Consider the following 21,556-nt stretch of genomic DNA (forward strand, 5'->3'; position numbering starts at 1 on the left):
GCCGGTTTCGGCAGCTGACCGGCGCCTTCAGGGCCTGGTGACCGAGGCGATCGGCATCATGCCGACCGGGTCGTAGCGCACCGCCGCCCCCGGGTGGGGTGCGTGGATGACCTGGCCGTTGCCGACGTACATCGCCACATGGCTGGCGTCGGAGCGGTAGACCACCAGGTCCCCGGGCTGGGCCTGGGACAGCGGCACCCGGCGGCCGGCGTACCGCTGCTCCTGCGAGGTGCGCGGCAGTCCGACGCCCGCCCGCGCGTACGACCACTGCATGAGGCCCGAGCAGTCGAAGCCGCCCGGCCCGTTGGCGCCCCACACATACGGGCGGCCGAGCGCCGAACGGGCAGCGGCGACGGCCGCCGCCGCGCGGGAGTCGGGCGCCGCGGCGGGGGTGAGGGCGGGCACCTCGCCGGCGGAGCGGGAGGCCCGCTGGTAGGCGGTGCGCTCCCCGTCCGGCAGGGAGTTCAGCAGCCGCTGTGCCGCGACGAGCTTCCGCTCCACGGCCTTCTTGTGCTGCGCGACCGCCTCGCGGCTCTTCTCCAACTGGGCGAGCTCACCGGCCACCACCGCACGTTCCCGGGCCAACCGGCGCAACGCTCCCTGGAGTTCCTTGAGCTGCCCCGCCTGGCGGGCGCCGATGCGGTCCAGCACGGCCGCCCTGTCGAGGTACTCGCCGGGGTTGTCCGACAGCAGCAGCGCGAGGGAGGAGGCGAGTCCGCCGGAGCGGTACTGCGCCCCGGCGAGCGCACCGAGCGCGTCCCGCATGCTGTTGACGCGGTCCTGCTGCCGGGCGACGCGGTCCTGTGCCCGGCCGACGTCCCGGCGCAGCGCGTTGGCGCGTTCCCCGGCCCTGTTGTAGGCCTCGGTGGCCTGCTCCGCCTCCCGGTACAGCTGGTCCACCGTGGCCCGGGTGTCGCGTGGCGCGGCGTTCGCCGGTACGGCGCCCAGTGTCGCCGCGGCCGCCGCTGCGGCGGACAGTACGGCGGCTGCCCTCTTCAGGGCTCGGTTGGACTCCGCGGCGCTGGCGCCCTGGCGCATGCCGGACGGTGCAAGGCGGCGATGGGACCCCACGACCGGTCGCTCTCCTTCCGCTGACGAACCGCCCGCCGGGCGGCGGGGGAAACGCGGCAGACAGTAGCGGGGTGATCACCGCGGGTCCAAAGACCTCGAGAGGCCGACAGAGCGACGCCCCGCCGCTGACGCAGGTCATCGGCGGGGCGTGGAGTCAGCGGGAGTCGCTGGAATTCGCTCGTTCGGGCGGTGTGGTGTCGTGCGGTTCGAGGAACCGGGTAACCGGGTCGGACTCGGAACCGGGATTTCAGACCCGGACGCCGAACATGAACGGTCCGCCGATCGTGGACATCGACTCGTAGCGGACGACGGTGCCGGTGCGGGGGGCGTGCAGGACCTGGCCGTTGCCCGCGTAGAGGGCCACGTGGTGGAGGTCGTTGAAGAAGAACACCAGGTCGCCGACCTTGAGGTCGTTGACCGAGTAGATGCGGGTTCCTATGTTCGCCTGCTCCTGCGAGGTGCGCGGGATGGAGACGCCGGCCTGCGCGTACGCCCAGGAGGTCAGACCCGAGCAGTCGTAGGCGTTGGGGCCCGTGGCGCCGTAGACGTACGGCTTGCCGACCTGGGTCTGGGCGGCGGAGAAGGCGGCACCGGCCCGGCCGGAGCCGACGCCGACGCTGAGGGCGGTGCGCTCACTGGCCCGGCTGGCGCGGTTCTGGTCGTCCTGGAGGGCGGCCCGCTGCTGGGCGGTGAGGCTGTTGAGGAGCTTCTGCGCCGCGGCGAGCTTGCCCTGGACCTCCTGCTTCTTCTTGCCCAGTTCGGTGCGGGTGGCGGCGAGGTCCTTGAGCTTGTCGGTGGCCTCCTGGCGCTCCTGGGCCAGCTCGCGCTGTTTCTCCTGGATCTTCTTGAGCGCCTCGACCTGCTGGCTGCTCAACTGGTCGAGGGTGGACGCCTTGTCGAGGTAGTCGTCCGGGTTCGAGGAGAGGAAGAGCTGGAGGGAGGGGTCGATGCTGCCGGTGCGGTACTGGGCGCTGGCCATGGTGCCGATGCCGTCGCGCAGCTTGTTGAGCTCGTCCTGGCCCCGGGCGACCTTGTCCTGGAGGGTGGAGATCTCCTTCTGGAGCTGCTCCTGCTTCTCCTTGGCCCCGTTGTACTGCTCGGTGGCCTTCTCCGCGTCCTCGTAGAGCTTGTCGACCTTGGACTTGACCTCGTCCACGCTCGGCTTGGCACTGGGCGCCGCGTTGGCGGCGTTCGCGCTGAACGCGACAGCGGCGGCGGCCGCGGTGGTCAGCACGGTCACACGTGCACGGCTCGGCTGCTTGGGTCGACGGTGGGACGCCACGGAAGCAGGCTCCTTCTTCTGAGTGATCACCCGCTCGGAGGTTCGAGGCCAGACCCTAGTGACCTCATCGTGATGAATTCAAATCCTCACACCAAAAAATCCGGTCACGCAATGCATTCTTTGCACATGAGGCACAGGAAGTGAGGCAGTCCTGACGCTACGTCGCGCGACGGTTCCGTCAATTCGGGCATTGAGCCTGTACGTTGCGCTTGGTGACGTAAGTGATCCCGGGCCCGATTTCAGCCGCGCGAAAGACGCTTCAGTAGCACCGCCGAGGCGACCGGGCGCGCTCCCGCCCTCGCGACTCCGTCGGCCACCTCACGGTCCGTGGAAGCGACGATGACGGGCCGGCCCGGCGGCTCGGCGCGCACCAGCTGGCGGATCAACTCGTCGGCGGTGACGCCCGGTTTGGAGAACAGCACCCGCACCCCGCGCGGCGGCGCGAGCAGCACCGGTGCGGCCAGTTCGGCCCCGTCGAAGACACAGGTGACCTCGGCGCCGGTCTGCGCGGCGAGTTGGGAGAGCTGACCGAGGAGCCTCAGACGCTGCTTCTCCAGCGGCATCTGCGGATACCCGGTCTTGGTGACGTTGTAGCCGTCGACGACCAGATGCACCTGGGGCAGTGCGAGCAACTGGTCGAGAATCGCGGGATCGTTTTCGGACAGCGCACGGGCGGCGATGTCTTTCGGAGTCATTCGTCCTGGTTCGACCGCGTCCACCGTCTCCGCCGGCCGTACGGAGACCGGTGGCAGCGCCAGTTCACGGCGCAGCCCCTGGGCCGCGTCGAGCAGGGTGTCCAGCAACAGCCGCACCCGCATGTCCTCGACACTGCGCCCCTCGCGCGCCGCTCTGCGGGTGGCCTCCAGGGTGGCCTCCGCCTCGCCGAGGCGTGCCTTGAGCCGCCGGGTCTCGCTCTCGGCGGCGGAGAGCTGGGCCTGCCCCTCGGCGCGCACCGCCTCGATCTCGCCCTGGGCCTTGCGCAGGGCGGCCTCGCCACGTCTGACGTCGCTGAGGGCGGCTCGCAGTTTGCGGTGAAGCGAGTCGGCCTCCTTGCGGGCCGCGTCCAGCTCCGCCCGCAGCCGCTCGGTCTCGGCGCGGGTGTGCTCGCGTGCGGCCGCCAGCTCCGCGCGCAGCCGCTCCAGCTCGGCCCGGCTCTCCTCGTCGGCGCGCTCGGCGTCGACGCGCTGGGCCTCCTCACCGGCGGCGGTCACCAGCTTCACCCAGCCCGCCGGGCGCAGCACATAGGCCGCGGCCGCCACGTCGAGCGGGTCCGCGGCCGGGGGCGGCGAGCCGGAGTCCAGGGCGCCGGCGAGCTCCGGCTGGGCCTCTCTGAGCTTCTCGGCGATGCGCTGCCGGAACAGCGCGTCCGTCTCCACGGCCGCCGCCATGGCGTTGCCGGCGAACTTCGCCCGGCGGGTCGGGGTGAACCGGGCGTACTGGCGCAGCTGTGCGGGCAGTTCGGCGAGGGTCAGCCCGCCGAAGCCGTCGGACACGATCTGCACGACCCGGCGGCGCACGCCGTCGGGCAGCGGACGGTCGAGCACCTCAGCGGTGCCGTCGACCGGCTCCCCGCCTGTGGTCTCAGCCATCCCTCACACCCCATACGCCCTGCGGGGCCGCCTCCCTCAGGAGCCGGCGCCCGGCCTGTCCACGAGTTCCACCTGGTCGACCGCGTTGCACCAGCGGCAACGGACCGACTCGATGGTCTCACTGACCACCTCGCGCTCCTCGACCTTCGGCTCCCCGGCCAGATCGAGGTGCACGTACTCGACGACCTTCGACGAGCGGGTCACGTCGAAACGGGTGAGGTTGCCGCAGAGCGTGCAGCGCCAGCGGGTCGTCTCCGTCGGCAGGGGAACCGTCATCGTGGGTGCTCTTCCTTCTTCCAGTCTCCGTGATGCGCCAGTTTCCCTGGAGCGTGTGGCTCGTAACCCTACGGCCTGCCGAGTACCCGTCGCCCGCCCGTTCCACGGCGGCGAGGCACTCTGTGCGTATCCGTCCGGTTACGCCATGCTCTGTACCATGATCAGCACCTGGAGCAGGGCGGCCGTGGGAGCGCTGCGCGGACAGCCCGCGCCGGTGACGTACGGGCTGATCGTCCTGTGTTGCGCACTCTTCGTCGTGGGACCGGCCGCGGGGTTGAGTCCGGCCTACGGGACCGGGGACGCGCTGCTCGCCGCGCAGCGGGCCTACTTCGCCCGCTGGGGCGTGGTGCCGGTGGAGCTGTTCAGCGGGGCGCCGCGGGCGGCGCTCACGCCCGCTACCGCGCTGTTCGTGCACGGCAGCTGGGTGCATCTGCTGGGCAACATGCTCTTCCTCTACGTCTTCGGGGCCATGGCCGAGGAGCGGATGGGGCATGTGGAGTTCGCCCTGTTCTACCTGGGATGCGGCTGTCTGGCGCTGCTGGGGTACGCGGCGGCCAACGCCGCGTCGGCGCAGACGCTGGTCGGAGCGTCCGGGGCGATCTCCGCGGTCCTGGGTGCGTTCCTGTTCCTCTTCCCCAAGGCGCGGGTGACCAGTCTCTTCCCGTTCCTGTTCTTCCTGCCGCTGAGGTTCCCGGCCTGGGTGGTGCTGCCGTTCTGGGCGTCCCTGCAGTGGATGGCGGCGGGCCGGGCCGCCCAGGGGCCCGGGGTGGCCTACCTGGCCCACCTGGTGGGGTTCTCGCTGGGGTTCGTCTACGCGTCGGTGCGCTACACGCGTACGAGTAGGGTGAAACCACCAGCCGAGGCCCCCGAGGGAGAACAGCAGCCGTGATCACCGCGATCGTGCTCATCAAGACCAGCGTGGACCGGATCCCCGAGATCGCGGAGCGGATCGCCTCGCTGGATTCCGTCAGCGAGGTCTTCTCCGTCACGGGGACGTACGACCTGATCGCCATGGTGCGGGTGAGGGAGCACGAGGAGCTGGCGGACGTCATCCCCGGACGGATCAGCAAGATCCCGGGGGTCGAGGCGACGGACACCCACGTGGCGTTCCGTACGTACTCCCAGCACGACCTGGAGGCGGCGTTCGCTATCGGGCTGGACTCCTGATCCGCCCGATCCACTGAACACCGCCTCACCGGCCCTGCGCGATCTCAGACCGCCGGGACGCAGCGGCCGTTCTCCGTGCGGTACTGCCACCGCGCACCGTCGCTGACCAGTTCCTTCACGGCGTTGACGAAGCGCTCCACGTGCTCGTCGGGGGTGCCGGCGCCGAAGCTCACCCGGATCGCGTTGAGGGACTTCTCCCCGGGCGCCGCCTCGGGCGCGCCGCACTCGCCCTGGGTCTGGGGGTCGCTGCCGAGCAGGGTGCGGACCAGCGGGTGGGCGCAGAACAGGCCGTCGCGGACGCCGATGCCGTACTCGGCGGAGAGCGCGGCGGCGAAGTGGGAGCTGTTCCAGCCCTCGACGACGAAGGAGATGACGCCGACGCGGGCGGCGTCGTCGCCGAAGAGGGAGAGGATCCTGACCTCGGGGACGTCGGCGAGGCCCTCCCTGACCTTGCGGATCAGGTGCTGCTCGCGGGCGACCAGGGTGTCGAAGCCGGCCTCGGTGAGGGCCTTGCAGGCGGAGGCGATGGCGTAGGCGCCGATCACGTTCGGGGAGCCGGCCTCGTGGCGGGCGGCCGTGTCGTGCCACTCCACGTCCACTCCCCCGTCCGTCCTGCGCGTGACCTTGCGGCTGGCGCCGCCGCCCGCGAGGTACGGCTCGGCCTGGCGCAGCCAGTCGGCGCGGCCGGCCAGGACGCCGGAGCCGAAGGGCGCGTAGAGCTTGTGGCCCGAGAAGGCGACCCAGTCCACGTCGAGGTCCTTGACGGACACCGGGTGGTGCGGGGCGAGCTGGGCGGCGTCCAGGACGATACGGGCGCCGTGCACGTGCGCGGCCGCCGCCAGCTCCTGTACCGGCCACAGCTCGCCGGTGACGTTGGAGGCGCCGGTGACGCAGACCAGGGCCGGGCCGTAGGGGGCGCGGTCGGCGAGGGCGCGCTCCAGGGTCTCCACGGCCTGCCCGGGGCTGCTCGGGGCGTCGAGGTAGGTGACCTGGGCGGCCCGCCACGGCAGCAGGGAGGCGTGGTGCTCGGTCTCGAAGACGAAGACCTGGCAGTCGGCCGGGAGGGCGGCGGCGAGGAGGTTGAGCGAGTCGGTGGTGGAGCGGGTGAAGACCACCTGGTCGGTGTCGCGGCAGTCGAGGAACTCGGCGACCGTGCGGCGGGCGTTCTCGAACAGGTCGGTGGACAGCTGGGAGAGGTAGCCGGCACCGCGGTGGACGCTGCCGTAGTAGGGGGCGTACGCCGCGACGTCGTCCCAGACGCGCTGCAGCGCGGGGGCACTGGCCGCGTAGTCGAGCGCGGCGTACGTGACGTCGCCGCCGGTCACGAGCGGGACGGTGACGCCACGACCCAGAACGGGCAGCGGGGCACAGACGGACTGGTCGGCGGCAAGGGTGGAGACGGACATGGGTGTACTCCCGTAGAGCAGGCGAGACTCACCGGTGCCGGAGGCGCGCACGGGCGCAGCGGTGTCCACGGCACGGAGAAGGTGAAGGAAAAAAGGGGATGCGGAGGCGGGGCTCTGCGGCCCTAACGCATTCGCTTGCTCACGGAAGGCTCCCTCGAACGACCAGGACCCCTGGAAGGCACGAGGGGTCCGCGCTTGCCGCAGACCTCGCTGCCTGCGACCTGGTCTTCACCCGGGGCACCCCGCCACGGACGGAGGGTTGCCGGACAGCCGGCCGGGGCCGAATGACTGTCGCTCATGACCTGATGTGGAAATTACGGCAGGTGATCACCTGCCCGCAACTTCTGTCCGTATACCGGGACGGGCGGTCCCGTCCCGGTGGGTCACCGAACCAGGTGGTGCTTCGAGCGCCGCCCCCAGCGCATGCCGAACAGGACGAGGCTGGCCAGGAACACCACTATGCCGATGATCAGGAGGTAGAACAGCCCCTTCGCGACCGCGCCGATGATGCCGAGGGCGACCGCCGCAAGGATCAGGAACAGGAAGACCGCCATGGTGACCAACTTCTTTCGGCCCGGGGGTCAGCGGCGCGCGAGGCGGCGTCCGCGGTCGGCACCGGGCTCATAGGCCCTGTCGTAGTGTTTGAAGATCTCTTCTTCCCGCTCCACGGGCAGGACGTCGTCCACACCGATCGACGGCGCCTTGCGCACCTGCCCTTTGGAGTGCGCCACCTGGACGTACCCGGGTCCCACGGTCGCCTCGTCCAGGGGAACGAAGACGAGCCTGTGCCGGGTCGCCATTCCGGTGCGGACGGTGGCCATGGCCGGGGTGTCGGTGGTGGTGTCGACGTACACCGCCTCCAGGGACCCGATCTTGCGGCCCTTGGCGTCGATCACGTCCCGGTTGCGCCACTCGCGGATATCGGCTGAATGGATCATGCCCAGCCTCCTTGCGGCCCGCGGGGAGAGCTGCCACTTATCTCACTTTACCCCGGCCAGCCTGACCTGGCCTTTTCCGCGGGCGCGCTCGGCGTCAGGCGTTGCTGGCGGCCACCCACCGCTCCAGGGCACGCTTGGCCGCGCCCGAGTCGATCGACTCGGCGGCCTTGGCCATGCCGGTGCGGATCTGGTCCGCCAGCGGGCCGTCGCCCGGCTCCAGCGCCACCAGCGCCGCAGCCGAGTTCAGCAGCACGGCGTCCCGTACCGGGCCCCTCTCCCCGTCGAGGAGGCGGCGGGCGACCTCGGCGTTGTGGGACGGGTCGCCGCCACGCAGGGCCTCCACCGGCACCAGTTCGATACCGGCGTCCCGCGGGTCGAAGGTCTCCTCGGTGACCTTGCCGTCGCGGACCACCCAGACGTGGGAGGTGGCAGTGGTCGTCAGCTCGTCGAGGCCGTCGTCGCCGCGGAACACCAGAGAGGAGTTGCCGCGCTCGGCGAGCACACCTGCGATCATCGGCGCCAGGCGCGGGTCTGCCACGCCGACCGCCTGGGCCTTCACCTTCGCCGGGTTGGTCAGCGGGCCGAGGGCGTTGAAGACCGTCCGGATGCCCAGCTGACCGCGCGCGGCGGCGACATGGCGCAACGCGGGGTGGAACTTCACCGCGAAGCAGAAGGTGATGCCCGCCTCCTCCGCGACCTGCGCGACCCGCTGGGGCGTCAGGTCCAGGTTGACGCCCAGCTTCTCCAGGACGTCCGACGATCCCGACGCCGACGAGGCCGCGCGGTTGCCGTGCTTGACGACCTTGGCCCCCGTGCCGGCCACCACCAGCGCCGACATCGTGGAGATGTTCACCGTCCTCGCGCCGTCGCCGCCCGTGCCCACGATGTCGACCGTGCGGCCCGACACCTCGATCACGTTGGCGTGCTCGTACATCGCCCGGACCACACCGGTGATCTCCTCGACGGTCTCCCCCTTGGCCCGCAGCGCCACCACGAACCCGGCGATCTGCGCGTCCGTCGCCTCGCCGCGCATGATGCGGTCCATCGCCCAGGCCGTGTCGTCCGCGCTCTGGTCGCGGCCCTCGAGGAGCCCGTTCAGCACCTGGGGCCAGGAACGGCCCGCCGCGGTGTCGCCTCCAGCGGGGTGCACAGCGCTCATAAGCCGCTCCTGGGTCGGTGTCCCGGACTACGGGACGCAAGTCTCGAACGGGTCCACCCTATCCAGCCGGGGGCATGGCGAAGGGCCCCGTCCGAACACCGGACGGGGCCCTTTACCGTGGCGTGGCGTGCAGCGATCAGTGGTGGCCGTGGCCGCTCGTGATCTCCTTGTACTCCTCGACCGTGGGCTTGGGGATCTGGTTGTCCTCCCCGTAGTACGCGTTGCTGAGCTTGGCACGCAGCTTCGCGGAGCCCTTGATCTTCCGCTCGACGCCGTTCTCGTCGACCGTCGGGCCGAGCTCGACCGGCTTGTACTGCTCGTGCGCCGTGAGCGTGTGCAGCTGCTCCTGGCTGAGCGGCTCGTGGACCTCGATGAACTCACCGTGCGGCAGCCGCTTGATGATGCCCGACTCGCGGCCGTGCAGCACCTTGTCGCGGTCCCGACGCTGCAGACCGAGGCAGATCCGCTTGGTGACGATGAACACGAGCACCGGCACCACGAAGAAGGCGACGCGGACGAACCAGGTGATCGCGTTGATCGACAGGTGGAAGTGGGTGGCCCACAGGTCGTTGCCACCACCGACCAGCAGCACGAAGTACCACGAGATCCAGGCGGCACCGAACGCGGTGCGCGTGGGAGCGTTGCGCGGGCGGTCCAGGATGTGGTGCTCGCGCTTGTCGCCGGTGACCCAGGACTCGATGAACGGGTAGACCGCGATCGCGACCAGGACCAGCGGGAAGATCACCAGCGGGACGAACACACCCAGGACGAGCGTGTGACCCCAGAAGTTGATCTCCCAGCCCGGCATCGTGCGGATCAGGCCCTCGGAGAAGCCCATGTACCAGTCGGGCTGGGCGCCCGTGGACACCTGGTCCGGACGGTAGGGGCCGATGGCCCAGATCGGGTTGATGGTGGCGATCGCCGCGATGGCCGCGATGACGCCGAAGACCAGGAAGAAGAAGCCTCCGGCCTTGGCCATGTAGACCGGCATCAGCGGCATGCCGACGACGTTGGTGTTCGTCTTGCCGGGGCCCGCGAACTGCGTGTGCTTGTGGTAGACGACCAGGATCAGGTGGCCGACCACCAGGCCGAGCATGATGCCCGGCAGCAGCAGGATGTGGATCGAGTAGAACCGGGCCACGAAGTCGCCGCCCGGGAACTCGCCGCCGAAGAGGAAGAACGACAGGTACGTGCCGACGATCGGCACGGACAGGATCGCGCCCTCCATGAAGCGGACACCGGTGCCGGAGAGCAGGTCGTCCGGCAGCGAGTAACCGGTGAAGCCGGTGAACATGCCGAGGACGAACAGCAGGAAGCCGAACAGCCAGTTGATCTCACGCGGCTTGCGGAACGCGCCGGTGAAGAACACGCGCATCATGTGCACGAACATGCCGGCGAGGAAGATCAGCGCCGCCCAGTGGTGGATCTGCCGGACCAGCAGACCGCCGCGGACGTCGAAGCTGATGTGCAGCGTCGAGTTGAACGCCTCGCTCATCAGCTGACCCTGCAGCGGCACGTAACTGCCGTGGTACACCACCTCGTTCATCGACGGGTGGAAGAACAGGGTCAGGTAGACACCCGTGAGGATGATGATGAGGAAGCTGTAGAGGCAGACCTCGCCCAACATGAACGACCAGTGGTCGGGGAAGATCTTCCGCATGTTCGACTTGGCCAGGGTGTAGATGCCCAGGCGTCCGTCGGCCCAGTCGGAGACGCGCTCGCCGGCCGGTGCCCGTCCGCGAGACGCGGACCCGTTGCTCGTTGTAGTGCTCATCCGCGCTCCCAGAAGGCAGGACCGACGGGCTCCTCGAAGTCGCCGAGCGCCTCGAGGTAACCGTCCGCGTTGACGCCGATGCGCAGCTGCGGCAGGGCGTGACCGGCCGGGCCGAAGATGACCCGGGCACCGTCGGAGAGGTCGAAGGTGGACTGGTGGCACGGGCAGAGGACGTGGTGCGTCTGCTGCTCGTACAGGGAGATCGGGCAACCGACGTGGGTGCAGATCTTGGAGAACGCCACGATGCCCTCGTGGGACCAGGACAGTTCCTTCTTGTCCTTGATGTTCTCCGGCTGCAGCCGGACGATCATCAGCGCCGCCTTGGCGATCTCCACCTGGAAGTCCTCGCTGGTCTCCTCCAGGCCCTCGGGCTTGGCGAAGGTGAGCGAACCGACCTGGACGTCCGAGGGACGCAGCGGCTGGTTCGTGTTCATGTTGACGAGGAGCTTGCCCTTGGACCACATCGTGTGGCGCAACTTCGTCCCGGGCAGGGAGCCGAGGTCGCGCAGCAGGAAGAGGCCGGAGAGCGGGAACATGGCCAGCGCGCCGAGCATCGTGGTGCGGATCAGCTTGCGGCGGCCGATCACCGACTCCTTGGCGCCCTGCCGGAAGTCGGCCATGACCTTGGCCTTGACCTCGGGGGACGCCTCGACCGGGTGACGCTCGTCGGCGATCTCCACGTCGGACATCAGGGTGCGGGCCCAGTGGACCGCGCCCGCGCCGATCGTGAACAGCGCCACGCCGAGCGTCAGGCCCAGCGCGAAGTTCATCGCGCTGATGTGCCCGATCGGGAAGACGTAGATCGACTTGTCGTTCGGGATCCCGACGTACGAGGCGATGAAGCCGATGGTGGCCAGCATCGACACGGTGAACAGCAGGGCGACCGTGCGCTCGGAGCGCTTGGCGGCCCGCTCGTCGATGTCCTGGATGCGGTGCTCGTGGGGCGGCAGCCCCGGGTCGGCGAACGGGTTCTCCTCGTCCGCGACGGCTACCGCACCGGACTCGGTGTCCTGCTCAGCGGGCAGGTTCTCTTCTGGAATGTCGTGGCTACTCATGACTTCTTGGCCTTTGCGGTCCGAGCGGCGACCCAGACGGCGACGACGATCAGCGCGCCGAGGCCGAAGATCCAGGCGAACAGGCCCTCGGAGACCGGGCCGAGGCCGCCCAGCTTGAGACCGCCGGGGTTCTCGGTCTGGTCACCGTTGACCGCGTTCAGGTACGCGATGATGTCCTTCTTGTTCTGCTGCGACAGCGTGGTGTCCGGGAAGGACGGCATGTTCTGCGGGCCCGTCAGCATGGCCTCGTAGATGTGCTTGGGGGCGACACCCTCGAGGCTCGGGGCGAACTTGCCGTGCGTCAGCGCGCCGCCCTCACCGGTGAAGTTGTGGCACTGCGCGCAGTTCGTACGGAAGAGCTCACCGCCCTTGGCGATGTCGGCGCCTTCCGGGCTGTAGTCGTTCTTCGTCGGGATCGCCGGTCCGGCGCCGAGGGACGAGATGTACGCCGCGAGCTGGTCGATCTGGGTCTGGTTGTAGATCGGCTTCTTCCGCGGCACCTGGGCGCCCTGCGAGGTGGCCGCCGGCATACGACCGGTGCCGACCTGGAAGTCGACGGCCGCGGCACCCACGCCCACCAGGCTCGGACCGTCGGAGCTGCCCTGACCGTTGGTGCCGTGGCAGCTGGCGCAGCCCACCTGGTAGAGCTTCTTGCCCTCGTCGATGGCGAGGGACTGGGCGGTCGTATCGGCCTGCGCCTGGGTCGCGGGCGCGAACGCTGCGTACAGCCCCCCGGTGGCCGCCAGCGCGAGGAGTAGGACGACGACAGCCGCCAGCGGATGGCGTCGTCGTGCGGAGAGCTTTTTCACGGATTACCCCGGTGTCAGGATCTTCTGCGTCGATGCTTCTGGAGGTGGATCGGGTCGTCGGGGGCGATCGGCTCCCCCGGTCGGGGACCGTCCGCCGCGCGGCGGCCGACTACCGGATCATGTAGATCGTGGCGAAGAGGCCGATCCAGACGACATCGACGAAGTGCCAGTAGTAGGACACGACGATGGCGGCGGTCGCCTGCTCATGGGTGAACCTGCGCGCCGCGTAGGTGCGGCCGAGGACCAGCAGGAAGGCGATGAGACCACCCGTCACGTGCAGGCCGTGGAAGCCGGTGGTCAGGTAGAACACCGAGCCGTACGGGTCCGAGGACAGCGAGAGGCCGTCCTTCTTGACCAGCTCGGTGTACTCGAAGATCTGACCGCCGACGAAGATCGCACCCATGATGAAGGTGACGATGAACCAGCCCCGGAGCTTCTTCACGTCCCCGCGCTCGGCGGCGAACACGCCGAGCTGGCAGGTCAGGGAGGAGAGCACCAGGATCGTGGTGTTCGTCGCCGAGAACGGGAAGTTGAGATGGCTCGCCATCTCCTTCCAGTGAGCCGGCCCGGTCACCGATCGCAGGGTGAAGTACATCGCGAAGAGGGCCGCGAAGAACATCAGCTCGGAACTCAGCCAGATGATGGTTCCGACGCTGGTGAGGTTCGGCCGGTTGACCGACGGGTGCGCGTGCCCGGTTTCTACTGTCGTTGCTGTCGCCACGACCGACATTATGTCGGTCGCTTATCTCGCCCTCACTCCGGGGGGTGCCGTTCGGAGTGTCCGTACCGTCTGTAGTGCCCGGATGGGCGCACCGAAGGGGGGTGCGCGCCGGTGTCGGCCCGGTGTTCCAGGGGGTAGCATCCGCACCGATGGTCCGTTCCGTACGACGACGACGTCCCGGAGGGAAGCATGCAGCCGACCGCCACGGTGCTGGTCTACAGCGACGACTCCAACACCCGCGCCCAGGTGCGGCTGGCCTCCGGCCGCAGGCCGGCTCCGGACGTTCCCGAGGTGGAGTTCGTGGAGTGCGCCACGCCGGAGGCCGTGCTCAGGGAGCTGGACAAGGGCGGCATCGACGTGTGCGTGCTGGACGGCGAGGCCGTGCCGATGGGGGGCATGGGCGTGTGCCGGCAGATCAAGGACGAGATCTTCAATTGTCCGCCGGTGCTGGTGCTGATCGCTCGGCCTCAGGATGCGTGGCTCGCGACCTGGAGCCGCGCGGATGCGGCGGTGGCGCTGCCGGTCGAACCTGTCGAGTTCGCCTCTGCTCTGGCCGGGCTGTTGCGGCGCAGGGCCCTTTCGAGCGCCTGAGAGCTCGGTTCCCGGCGTTTTGCCTCGCGCCCCTTCCAGGGGCGCTCAGACGCTCTCCGGGCTCAGTCGTGCCGTCATCGCGGGGTTCGAGGTGTCGGGGGTCAGGGCGCTGCCCTTCTGCCACTTCTCCCAGTCCACGTTCCAGTCGCCGAAGCCGTTGCCGAACGGTTCCATCTGTTTGCCGCCCGAGTTGACGACCTGGACGATGTCGCCCTGCCGGACCGTGTTGTAGAACCACTGGGCGTACGAGGTGCTCATCCCCGTGCAGCCGTGGCTGACGTTGGCGTACCCCTGGGAGCCCACGGACCAGGGGGCGGCGTGCACGTACTCGCCGCTCCAGGTGACCCGGGCCGCCCAGTAGACGTTCAGGTCGTAGGAGTCGCTGGAGCCCGCCGAGATGCCGATGGTGGTCCCGCGCATCCGTACGACGTAGCTCTTGTTCAGGATCACCTTGACGCCGTTGCGGGTCTCGTAGCCGGGCTTGCCGGTGGTGATGGGGATCTGCTTGATCACCTGGCCGTTCTTGTAGACCGTCATCCGGTGTGACCCGGAGTCCGTGACGGCGATGACGCTGTCTCCCGTGGTCAGCTTCACGGGCTTGGTGTCGCCGCCCCAGAGGCGTTCGGCGATCTTCACGCCGGCGAGGTTGCTGTAGGCCGTGACGGTGGCGTGGACGGGCCAGTAGTCCTTGGGGCGGTAGTGCAGCGTCTTGTCGTCCACCCAGTACCAGGAGCCCTCCACGGCGGGCACAGAGTCCACCCTGAGGGCACGCTCGACGATGGCCCGCTGTGCCCTGTCCTTGACGGGCTGGCTGAGGGTGGCCGTGACGGGCTGGCCGACGCCGTAGGTCCCGGAGTCGGGGCCGAAGGTGACGTTCAGGACCTTGCTGGTCTTCGGGGTGCCGGTGTCGAACTCCAGGGTCTTGCGGCCCGGGTTGCCGTCCTCGTCCTCCGTGCTGACCTGCACCGTGTAGTGGGTGCCCGCGGCCAGCGGTGAGGTGCTGTGCCAGCGGCTGCCGTCGGCGGAGAGTTCGCCGGCGACGTAGCGTCCTCGGGAGTCGGTGGCGGTGACGTCCGTGATGCGCGCGTCCGAACCCGAGGCGGTGATCTCCAGTGGTTTGTCCGGGTCGACCTGCTTGCCGTCGCCGACCGGTGCGTTGAAGGCGATGTCGTCCGCCGCGTCGTACGGCTTCGCCGCCGGGTCCCCGTCCCCGCCGCAGGCGACGAGACCCGCACCGAGGGCGATCACCAGCAAGGTGCAGCCGACGACCGTGCCGTTCCTCAAGAACGCTGTGTGGCTCATGCCCTCACGCTAGGAACGTCCGTCAAGCATGGCGCGCCGGGCAATCCGTGTGGGGGACGTCAGACGCGGCAAAAGAGGGAGCCCGGACACTCCAGGCGGTGTGTCCGGGCTCCCGTCGCGCTCGGTGCGTGTTACTGGGTGCGGTTCTCCCCGCGGTAGTACTCGAAGACCCAGCCCCACAGGCCCACCAGGATCAGCGGGGCCGAGAAGTACAGCAGCCACCAGCCGATCGCGATCGCCAGGAAGGCGAACGCTCCACCGACACCGAGGGCGAGCGGCTGCCAGCTGTGCGGGCTGAAGAAGCCGATCTCACCGGCGTCGTCGGCGACGTCGGCCTCCTGGTCGTCCTGCGCTCCCGCGTCGACCCGCCGGGCCGTGAAGGCCAGGTAGTAGCCGATCATCACGCTCAGGCCGAAGGCCAGGAAGAGCGCGGTGGTGCCGGCCGGCTCCTTCGACCACAGGCCGTAGATGATGGCCATGACGAGGATGAAGACGGACAGCCACAGGAACATCTTGCCCTGGATCTTCACTTGCCGGCCTCCTTGCCACCAGCGACGCCCTTGCTGCCGGCACCCGCGTACTCGAGCTGCTCGAGCGCGGCGATCTCCGGGTGGTGCAGGTCGAAGGCGGGCGATTCGGAGCGGATCCGCGGCAGCGTGAGGAAGTTGTGCCGCGGCGGCGGGCAGGAGGTCGCCCACTCCAGCGAACGGCCGTAGCCCCACGGGTCGTCGACACCGACCGGCTTGCCATACTTGGCCGTCTTCCACACGTTGTAGAGGAACGGCAGGATCGACAGGCCGAGCAGGAAGGAGGAGATCGTCGAGATCGTGTTCAGGGCGGTGAAGCCGTCGGCGGCGAGGTAGTCCGCGTAACGACGCGGCATGCCCTCGGCGCCCAGCCAGTGCTGCACCAGGAACGTGCCGTGGAAGCCGATGAACAGCGTCCAGAACGTGATCTTGCCCAGGCGCTCGTCGAGCATCTTGCCGGTGAACTTCGGCCACCAGAAGTGGAAGCCGGAGAACATCGCGAAGACGACGGTGCCGAAGACCACGTAGTGGAAGTGCGCCACCACGAAGTACGAGTCCGAGATGTGGAAGTCCATCGGCGGCGAGGCCAGGATGACACCGGTCAGACCACCGAACGTGAAGGTGATCAGGAAGCCGGTCGCCCAGAGCATCGGCGTCTCGAAGGACAGCGAGCCCTTCCACATCGTTCCGATCCAGTTGAAGAACTTCACGCCGGTGGGTACGGCGATGAGGAACGTCATGAAGGAGAAGAACGGAAGCAGTACGCCACCGGTGACGTACATGTGGTGCGCCCACACCGTCACGGACAGACCGGCGATGGCGATGGTGGCGCCGATGAGGCCCATGTAGCCGAACATCGGCTTACGGCTGAAGACCGGGATGACCTCGGAAATGATTCCGAAGAACGGTAGCGCGATGATGTACACCTCTGGATGGCCGAAGAACCAGAAGAGGTGTTGCCACAGCAGTGCGCCGCCGTTGGCCGCGTCGAAGACGTGGGCGCCGAACTTGCGGTCCGCCTCCAGGGCGAACAGCGCGGCCGCCAGGACCGGGAAGGCCAGCAGCACGAGCACACCGGTCAGCAGCACGTTCCACACGAAGATCGGCATGCGGAACATCGTCATGCCGGGGGCGCGCATGCAGATGATCGTGGTGATGAAGTTGACCGAGCCGAGGATCGTGCCGAAGCCGGAGAAGGCCAGACCCATGATCCACATGTCGGCGCCGACACCCGGCGAGCGGACCGCGTCCGACAGCGGGCTGTAGGCGAACCAGCCGAAGTCGGCCGCGCCCTGCGGGGTGAGGAAGCCGCCGACCGCGATGAGCGAGCCGAACAGGTAGAGCCAGTAGGCGAACATGTTCAGCCGCGGGAACGCCACGTCGGGCGCGCCGATCTGGAGCGGCATGATCCAGTTCGCGAAGCCGGCGAACAGCGGCGTCGCGAACATCAGCAGCATGATCGTGCCGTGCATCGTGAACGCCTGGTTGAACTGCTCGTTCGACATGATCTGCAGGCCCGGACGGGCCAGCTCGGCGCGCATGAGCAGCGCCATCACGCCGCCGATCAGGAAGAACGCGAACGACGTCGTCAGATACAGCGTGCCGATCGTCTTGTGGTCGGTGGTCGTCAGCCACTTGATGACGACGTTACCGGGTCGCCTGCGCCGTACCGGCAGCTCGTTCTCGTACGACTCTGCTGCCGCGGCACCCTGGGGTTCGTTGAGGATGCTCACAGGTTGTTCGTCTCCCGGTTCTTCTCGTGGCTCGTCTGCGCGATGCCGGCGGGAATGTAACCGGTCTGCCCCTTCTTCGCGAGGTCCTTGAGGTGCTGCTCGTACGCTGCGGGCGAGACGACCTTCACGTTGAACAGCATCCGGGAGTGGTCGACGCCGCAGAGCTCGGCGCACTTGCCCCGGAAGGTGCCCTCCTGGTTGGGGGTCACCTCGAAGGCGTTGGTGTGGCCCGGGATGACGTCCTGCTTCATCAGGAACGGCAGCACCCAGAAGGAGTGGATGACGTCACGCGAGGTGAGGATGAAGCGGACGGTCTTGCCCTTGGGGAGCCACAGGGTGGGACCGGGGTTGCCCGTCTGCGGGTTCCGCGTGGCGGGCGTGCCGAAGTCGTAGACACCGCCGGCGTTCGCCGGGAAGTCGTTCTTGAACCGGTCCGGAATCGCGACCAGGTTCTTGTCGGTCTTCGCGTCGCCCGTCACCCCGTCCACGGGGGTGATGTAGTTGAAGCCCCAGCTCCACTGGTAGCCGATGACGTTCACGGTGACGTCGGGCTTCTTGGAGAGGCTGAGGAGCTTCGACTCGTCGCGGGCGGTGAAGTAGAAGAGCACCGAGACGATGATGAGCGGGACGACCGTGTACAACGCCTCGATCGGCATGTTGTACCGGGTCTGCTGGGGAACCTCGACCTTGGTGCGGCTGCGACGGTGGAACATCGCGCTCCACAGGATCAAGCCCCACACCAGCACGCCGACGGCGAGCGCGGCCGCCCAGGACCCCTGCCACAGGGAGAGGATCCTCGGAGCCTCTTCCGTGGTCGGGGTGGGCATACCAAGGCGGGGGAAGTCCTTGTATGTGCAACCGGTTGCGGTCGCCAGGACCAGGCCCGCGGTCAGTGCCTGCAGCAGCTTCCGCCGCATCGGGCGCCGCGGCGAGCGGTCGGAGCCGTTGGGACTCACGTAGCGCCTTCCCGAGAGTCTCGCCCGCGCGGTTGGCTGCGGCCTTCTCGCTGGTCGGTCGCCGCCCTGCGTCGGGCAGGGGTTTGGATGTTTATGCGGACCAAACCCTACTGGACGCCTTCCGGCGGGTTGCGGGGAGGGTGCCGTACGCGCCGCCGGGTCGCCCCGAAGGGGTGGAGTGTGGCAAATGGGGCGCCCAACAGCTCGGGGATACGGCTTGTGTGGCGGGTGCGGGTGGTTTCGGGTCGATCGCTCCCCCAAGTTCTCGACTTCGCTCGAACAGGGGGACCCCCATCGCGGCGGAGCCGCACATCGACGCAGCCCCGCGGCGGGCTCCGACCCCTTGAGGTCGGCTGCACTTGCCCGGCGTTCTAGCGTTGCTGTGTGGGTTACTTCGATGCTGCTTCCGGTGCTCCCCTCCATCCCGTTGCCCGGCAGGCTCTGCTGGCCTCGCTCGATGAGGGGTGGGCCGATCCCGCACGCCTGTACCGCGAGGGGCGGCGGGCGCGGTTGCTGCTGGACGCGGCGCGGGAGGCGGCCGCCGATGCGGTGGGCTGCCGTCCGGACGAGCTGGCCTTCACCTCCTCCGGGACGCGGGCGGTGCACGCGGGGATCGAGGGGGCGCTGGCGGGGCGCCGCCGGGTCGGACACCACCTGATCGTGTCAGCGGTCGAACATTCCTCGGTGCTTCATTCGGCGGAGGTGTTCGAGGCGTCGGGCGGGACGGTGACCCGGGTGCCGGTCTCGCGCGCGGGCGCGGTCACCTCCGGGCAGTACGCGGACGCGTTGCGTCCGGACACCGCGCTGGCCTGCCTGCAGTCGGCCAACCACGAGGTGGGCACGGTGCAGCCGGTGGCCCAGGTGGCCGAGGTGTGCCAGGCGGCCGGGGTGCCGCTACTGGTGGACGCGGCGCAGTCACTGGGCTGGGGTCCGGTGGAGGGCGACTGGTCGGTCCTGACGGCCAGTGCGCACAAATGGGGCGGGCCGTCGGGTGTCGGGCTTCTCGCGGTGCGCAAGGGGGTGCGGTTCGCACCCCAAGGGCCCTCGGACGAGCGGGAGTCGGGGCGGGCGGCCGGGTTCGAGAACATCCCGGCGATCGTGGCGGCCGCGGCCTCGTTGCGGGCGGTACGGGCGGAGGCGGCCGAGGAGGCCCGACGGCTGCGGGAACTGACGGAGCGGATCCGGGCGCGGGTGCCGGAGCTGGTCCCCGATGTGGAGGTGGTGGGCGATCCGGTGCGCCGGCTGCCCGGGATCGTCACCTTCTCCTGTCTCTATGTCGACGGAGAGACGCTGCTGCACGAGCTGGACCGCGCGGGCTTCTCCGTCTCGTCCGGTTCCTCCTGCACGAGCAGCACGCTGACGCCGAGCCACGTGCTGAAGGCGATGGGGGTGCTGAGCGAGGGCAACGTGCGCGTCTCGCTGCCGCCGGGGACGCCGGAGGAGGACGTCGAACGGTTCCTGAAGGTGCTGCCGGAGGCGGTGGCGGGGGTCCGGGAGAAGCTGGGGGCGCCCTCCCCGCGGACCGCCGGGCCACAGGACGCCCTGGTCGTCGACGCCCTCGGCAAGCGCTGCCCGATCCCGGTGATCGAGCTGGCCAAGGTCTTCGGGAACGTCCCGGTCGGCGGCACGGTCCGCGTCCTGGCCGACGACGAGGCGGCGCGCCTGGACATCCCGGCGTGGTGCGAGATGCGGGGGCAGGAGTACGTGGGAGAGGAGCCGGCGGAACGGGGGTCGGCTTACGTGGTCCGCCGGCTCTCCTAGCTGCGTGTCGTGGCCCGGCTGCGGCCTCAGGCCAGGTGTTCCCGGACCTCCGCGGCGGCCTCGTCCCCGTACGCCTTGGTGAAGCGTTCCATGAAGTGCGCCCGCCGCAGCTGGTACTCCTGCGTGCCCAGCGTCTCGATGACCAGGGTCGCGAGCATGCAGCCCACCTGGGCGGCCCGCTCCAGCGTGACCCCCCACACCAGCCCGGAGAGGAATCCGGCCCGGAAGGCGTCGCCGACGCCGGTCGGGTCCACCTTCGCCGTCTCATCGGGAACTCCGACCTCGATCGGGTCCTCACCGACGCGCTCGATGCGCACGCCGCGGGAGCCGAGCGTGGTCACCCGGTGGCCCACGCGGCCCAGGATCTCGGAGTCCGACCAGCCCGTCTTGGTCTCGATGAGCCCCTTCTCGTACTCGTTGGAGAAGAGGTAGGTCGCCCCGTCCAGCAGTATCCGGATCTCGTCGCCGTCCATACGGGCGATCTGCTGTGAGAAGTCCGCGGCGAACGGGATGGACCGGGAGCGGCACTCCTCCGTGTGGCGCAGCATCGCCTCCGGGTCGTCTGCGCCGATGAGGACCAGGTCGAGGCCGCCCACCCGGTCGGCGACCGTCTTGAGCTCGATGAGCCGGGCCTCGCTCATCGCGCCGGTGTAGAAGGAGCCGATCTGGTTGTGGTCGGCGTCCGTGGTGCACACGAAGCGGGCCGTGTGCTGGGTCTCCGAGATCCGCACGGAGTCCGTGTCCACTCCGTGTCGGTCCAGCCATGCACGGTACTCGTCGAAGTCGGAGCCGGCCGCGCCGACCAGGATCGGCTTGGTGCCGAGCTGTCCCATACCGAAGGCGATGTTCGCGCCCACCCCGCCGCGGCGTACGTCGAGGCGGTCGACCAGGAAGGAGAGTGAGACCGTGTGCAGCTGGTCCGCGACGAACTGGTCGGCGAAGCGGCCGGGGAAGGTCATGAGGTGGTCGGTGGCGATGGAGCCGGTGACTGCGATACGCACGGCTAGGACACGCTCCTGGGGCGGAGGGGATGGACAGTTCACGCTACCCGGTCCACCGGGCCCTCTGAAGCAGGCAAAACTACCCGATGGTAGATCTTTCCCGGTGGGCTCGGGCCTGCCTACGGTGCGGCCATGACGAAGCTCGAGGTCCTCGGCACCGCACCGCTCGGCACGGAACCGGAAGGAGACCTGGCGTCGCTGCGCGGCGACTGTGCCCGCATGGTCCCGCACTGGGCCGCACCCGCGAAAGCCGCTCCCGTGCCGGTCTCACCGTCCCTGATCCACGGGGTCAGCGTGCCGCCCGCCTCCGCCCGCCTCCTGGACGCGATGTCCGACTACGGGGACTGATCCGGCGTCCGGCCGCGCCCGGCCGACCGGCGCACCCGCGAGGGAACCGTGCGCTCCCCCGCCGCGTCCCATCGCCGTCCCCCGTAAGAG

At 69.3% G+C, this 21,556-nt stretch carries 22 protein-coding genes and 1 riboswitch; of the genes, 5 read left to right on the forward strand and 17 right to left on the reverse strand.

Features of this window, described 5'->3' with window-relative positions; all coding sequences use genetic code 11:
* Window positions 1–27: 27 nt before the first annotated feature.
* The 4 genes from N8I84_RS11895 to N8I84_RS11910 form a co-directional block, all read right to left on the reverse strand.
* Entirely contained in the window at window positions 28–1,071 is a 1,044-nt protein-coding gene (locus tag N8I84_RS11895) for a C40 family peptidase (RefSeq protein WP_263229494.1), read from the reverse strand.
* 247 nt (window positions 1,072–1,318) lie between these two features.
* Entirely contained in the window at window positions 1,319–2,353 is a 1,035-nt protein-coding gene (locus tag N8I84_RS11900; RefSeq protein ID WP_263229495.1) for a C40 family peptidase, read from the reverse strand.
* Window positions 2,354–2,592: 239 nt separating this feature from the next.
* The gene (locus N8I84_RS11905) at window positions 2,593–3,942 is read right to left on the reverse strand and encodes an NYN domain-containing protein (RefSeq protein ID WP_263229496.1); all 1,350 of its coding nucleotides are present in this window, start codon (window positions 3,940–3,942) and stop codon (window positions 2,593–2,595) included.
* A 36-nt stretch (window positions 3,943–3,978) separates the two neighbouring features.
* On the reverse strand, window positions 3,979–4,218 hold the full coding sequence (locus N8I84_RS11910; protein WP_103843079.1) for a hypothetical protein: 240 nt from the start codon (window positions 4,216–4,218) through the stop codon (window positions 3,979–3,981).
* 157 nt (window positions 4,219–4,375) lie between these two features.
* Between N8I84_RS11910 and N8I84_RS11915 the strand changes: the two genes are divergently transcribed.
* The gene (locus tag N8I84_RS11915) at window positions 4,376–5,107 is read left to right on the forward strand and encodes a rhomboid family intramembrane serine protease (RefSeq protein ID WP_263229497.1); all 732 of its coding nucleotides are present in this window, start codon (window positions 4,376–4,378) and stop codon (window positions 5,105–5,107) included.
* Window positions 5,104–5,385, forward strand: a complete 282-nt coding sequence (locus N8I84_RS11920) for an Lrp/AsnC family transcriptional regulator (protein ID WP_103843080.1) — start codon at window positions 5,104–5,106, stop codon at window positions 5,383–5,385. Before N8I84_RS11915 ends, N8I84_RS11920 begins: the two co-directional genes overlap by 4 nt.
* 44 nt (window positions 5,386–5,429) lie before the next feature.
* Here N8I84_RS11920 and N8I84_RS11925 read toward each other — a convergent pair whose 3' ends face one another.
* From N8I84_RS11925 to ctaE, 8 genes are all read right to left on the reverse strand, one after another.
* Complete coding sequence (locus N8I84_RS11925; protein WP_263229498.1) at window positions 5,430–6,791, reverse strand: aminotransferase class V-fold PLP-dependent enzyme; 1,362 nt, start codon at window positions 6,789–6,791, stop codon at window positions 5,430–5,432.
* Window positions 6,792–6,977: 186 nt separating this feature from the next.
* A riboswitch (SAM riboswitch) is annotated at window positions 6,978–7,094 on the reverse strand.
* A gap of 80 nt (window positions 7,095–7,174) precedes the next feature.
* The gene (locus N8I84_RS11930; protein WP_263229499.1) at window positions 7,175–7,345 is read right to left on the reverse strand and encodes a hypothetical protein; all 171 of its coding nucleotides are present in this window, start codon (window positions 7,343–7,345) and stop codon (window positions 7,175–7,177) included.
* Window positions 7,346–7,372: 27 nt separating this feature from the next.
* Entirely contained in the window at window positions 7,373–7,729 is a 357-nt protein-coding gene (locus tag N8I84_RS11935; protein ID WP_263229500.1) for a PRC-barrel domain-containing protein, read from the reverse strand.
* Window positions 7,730–7,823: 94 nt separating this feature from the next.
* Window positions 7,824–8,888, reverse strand: coding sequence for an anthranilate phosphoribosyltransferase (gene trpD / locus N8I84_RS11940; protein ID WP_263229501.1), 1,065 nt, complete (start codon window positions 8,886–8,888; stop codon window positions 7,824–7,826).
* A 136-nt stretch (window positions 8,889–9,024) separates the two neighbouring features.
* A complete protein-coding gene (gene qcrB / locus N8I84_RS11945; protein ID WP_263229502.1) occupies window positions 9,025–10,662 on the reverse strand; it encodes a cytochrome bc1 complex cytochrome b subunit in 1,638 nt (545 codons plus the stop codon).
* Window positions 10,659–11,717, reverse strand: coding sequence for a cytochrome bc1 complex Rieske iron-sulfur subunit (gene qcrA, locus N8I84_RS11950; RefSeq protein ID WP_263229503.1), 1,059 nt, complete (start codon window positions 11,715–11,717; stop codon window positions 10,659–10,661). The genes qcrB and qcrA overlap by 4 nt, the downstream gene beginning before the upstream one ends.
* Window positions 11,714–12,526: a cytochrome bc1 complex diheme cytochrome c subunit gene (gene qcrC / locus N8I84_RS11955; RefSeq protein WP_263229504.1), complete on the reverse strand. Its 813-nt coding sequence runs from the start codon at window positions 12,524–12,526 to the stop codon at window positions 11,714–11,716. Before qcrC ends, qcrA begins: the two co-directional genes overlap by 4 nt.
* Before the next feature lie 109 nt (window positions 12,527–12,635).
* Window positions 12,636–13,256 carry an aa3-type cytochrome oxidase subunit III gene (gene ctaE / locus N8I84_RS11960; protein WP_103843096.1) on the reverse strand — a complete coding sequence of 207 codons (621 nt, stop codon included), beginning with the start codon at window positions 13,254–13,256 and terminating at the stop codon, window positions 12,636–12,638.
* 180 nt (window positions 13,257–13,436) lie between these two features.
* Here ctaE and N8I84_RS11965 point away from each other — a divergent pair, with 180 nt between their 5' ends.
* Entirely contained in the window at window positions 13,437–13,838 is a 402-nt protein-coding gene (locus N8I84_RS11965; RefSeq protein ID WP_263229505.1) for a response regulator, read from the forward strand.
* 45 nt (window positions 13,839–13,883) lie between these two features.
* On the opposite strand, the gene N8I84_RS11970 is transcribed toward N8I84_RS11965, so the two are convergent.
* The 4 genes from N8I84_RS11970 to ctaC form a co-directional block, all read right to left on the reverse strand.
* Window positions 13,884–15,140, reverse strand: coding sequence for a L,D-transpeptidase (locus N8I84_RS11970; RefSeq protein ID WP_263229506.1), 1,257 nt, complete (start codon window positions 15,138–15,140; stop codon window positions 13,884–13,886).
* Window positions 15,141–15,271: 131 nt separating this feature from the next.
* Window positions 15,272–15,670: a cytochrome c oxidase subunit 4 gene (locus N8I84_RS11975; protein WP_263229507.1), complete on the reverse strand. Its 399-nt coding sequence runs from the start codon at window positions 15,668–15,670 to the stop codon at window positions 15,272–15,274.
* Complete coding sequence (gene ctaD / locus N8I84_RS11980) at window positions 15,667–17,400, reverse strand: aa3-type cytochrome oxidase subunit I (RefSeq protein WP_263229508.1); 1,734 nt, start codon at window positions 17,398–17,400, stop codon at window positions 15,667–15,669. The genes N8I84_RS11975 and ctaD overlap by 4 nt, the downstream gene beginning before the upstream one ends.
* Window positions 17,397–18,356: an aa3-type cytochrome oxidase subunit II gene (gene ctaC, locus N8I84_RS11985; RefSeq protein ID WP_103843106.1), complete on the reverse strand. Its 960-nt coding sequence runs from the start codon at window positions 18,354–18,356 to the stop codon at window positions 17,397–17,399. Before ctaC ends, ctaD begins: the two co-directional genes overlap by 4 nt.
* Window positions 18,357–18,740: 384 nt before the next feature.
* On the opposite strand from ctaC, the gene N8I84_RS11990 reads away from it, so the two are divergent.
* Window positions 18,741–20,117 (forward strand): cysteine desulfurase/sulfurtransferase TusA family protein, encoded by a 1,377-nt coding sequence (locus N8I84_RS11990; RefSeq protein WP_263229509.1) that lies wholly within the window; start codon window positions 18,741–18,743, stop codon window positions 20,115–20,117.
* A gap of 26 nt (window positions 20,118–20,143) precedes the next feature.
* Here the strand turns inward: N8I84_RS11990 and N8I84_RS11995 are convergent, their stop codons facing one another.
* On the reverse strand, window positions 20,144–21,118 hold the full coding sequence (locus N8I84_RS11995) for a carbohydrate kinase family protein (protein ID WP_263229510.1): 975 nt from the start codon (window positions 21,116–21,118) through the stop codon (window positions 20,144–20,146).
* 132 nt (window positions 21,119–21,250) lie between these two features.
* Between N8I84_RS11995 and N8I84_RS12000 the strand changes: the two genes are divergently transcribed.
* A complete protein-coding gene (locus N8I84_RS12000; protein WP_200416999.1) occupies window positions 21,251–21,466 on the forward strand; it encodes a hypothetical protein in 216 nt (71 codons plus the stop codon).
* The last annotated feature ends 90 nt before the right edge of the window (window positions 21,467–21,556 follow it).

The sequence above is a fragment of the Streptomyces cynarae genome, from assembly GCF_025642135.1.
Taxonomy (GTDB): domain Bacteria; phylum Actinomycetota; class Actinomycetes; order Streptomycetales; family Streptomycetaceae; genus Streptomyces; species Streptomyces cynarae.